Origin of the sequence: Thalassobacterium maritimum, from assembly GCF_031127805.1 — a bacterium.
In the GTDB taxonomy this organism is placed as follows: domain Bacteria; phylum Verrucomicrobiota; class Verrucomicrobiia; order Opitutales; family Coraliomargaritaceae; genus Thalassobacterium; species Thalassobacterium maritimum.
Window position 1 is genome coordinate 1 of sequence record NZ_JARXHW010000156.1, and the last position, 1,183, is coordinate 1,183.

1 protein-coding gene is annotated in these 1,183 nt (G+C 42.3%); it reads right to left on the reverse strand.

Annotation, left to right across the window (positions count from 1 at the left end):
- Nucleotides 1-91: 91 nt before the first annotated feature.
- On the reverse strand, nucleotides 92-1,078 hold the full coding sequence (locus QEH52_RS19790; RefSeq protein WP_308952690.1) for a DUF3644 domain-containing protein: 987 nt from the start codon (nucleotides 1,076-1,078) through the stop codon (nucleotides 92-94).
- Between the last annotated feature and the right edge of the window lie 105 nt (nucleotides 1,079-1,183).

The following is a 1,183-nucleotide window of genomic DNA, read 5'->3' on the forward strand; positions in this document are numbered from 1 at the left end:
CAGACTGCGTAGCACGTCGATCAGTCTGGCTGCGGTCCCGCACGGCAGGTGGTGTGAGAGGTGGCGTCCCGTGCGGCGTCACCTACTCGATTTATGCCTTTTTAGTGTAATTCTTGTCAAACTCTCTAATGATGTTCGGGTTGTAAAACCTCTTAATACTGCTCTTTGGATTTGTTGGGTCTAGGAGTCTCTCTAGGCAGTATCGCTTGTCATCTTCAAGTGCTTTTCTGATTCTGTGGTATTTAGGATTCTGAAGGAAATCTATGTAACGATTCTTGAGGTATGCACATAGGTTTCCGTAGTCCCATGGGTATTTATCCATTACGTCCTCTTCACTTAATTGAATCGGGACCGCATTTGGGCTATTTGAAATTCTAACTTCTGCACCTGTCGTTGATTTTTTTCTAATCCTAAAGTCCACTTCAAGTGACAGTGAGTAGTCGCTTGCTGGGTCTTCTGTCGTCGACTCTTGGAGTGAGTCAATGTATTGAAGCGTTTTTCTTTCTTCGCTGTTTAATGAGACGCATTCTGCGGTATGAAAATCTCGGACGAAAGCCAAAGGCATAATGAAAAAATTATATATGCTGAGGTCTGCAGCAAACCACCGTTTACTCAATGCTGCATAGTTTTTCAGTGAAGCTGCACCAATTTCCATTACTTTCTTTTTTAAGTCTAAATCCTTATTGAAGAAGTGAATGCTGTTATCTCGAATTTCAACCAATGCTTCTAAATTACTTCGAACTCGCGTGTCGATTGAGTCGCCGTATTTAGAGCTGAGCAGGTCATATGATTTAAACAATCCGACGGTGATTACATTGCCTGATCGGTTTCTTTTTCTGTATAGTTTTGTTGAGAGTTCGCCATTTGAATTCTTCCTTCTTTCATATTCAAAAATTGAGCTAATCCGATTTCGTTCAAGTTGAACGATTCTGGCTTTTAGAAGCAACTCCCATGAGTTAACTAGCAGCACTGAGAAGGTTTCTTCGCGGTATGCAAAATGGGGCTTATTGTAAACTTCGATTGCTGAAAGGCCACTCGCTATCGACTTGTCAAATAGTGCTCTTGATCGAGATTTCATTTAATTCTGCATAACTTAAAGTGTTGTAGGCTGGAAGCTCCGCTTTCTGCTTACAACCTGTTGGACTAAGCCGTGCGGGTGTGCTTTACGGGGTAAGGGGATTGT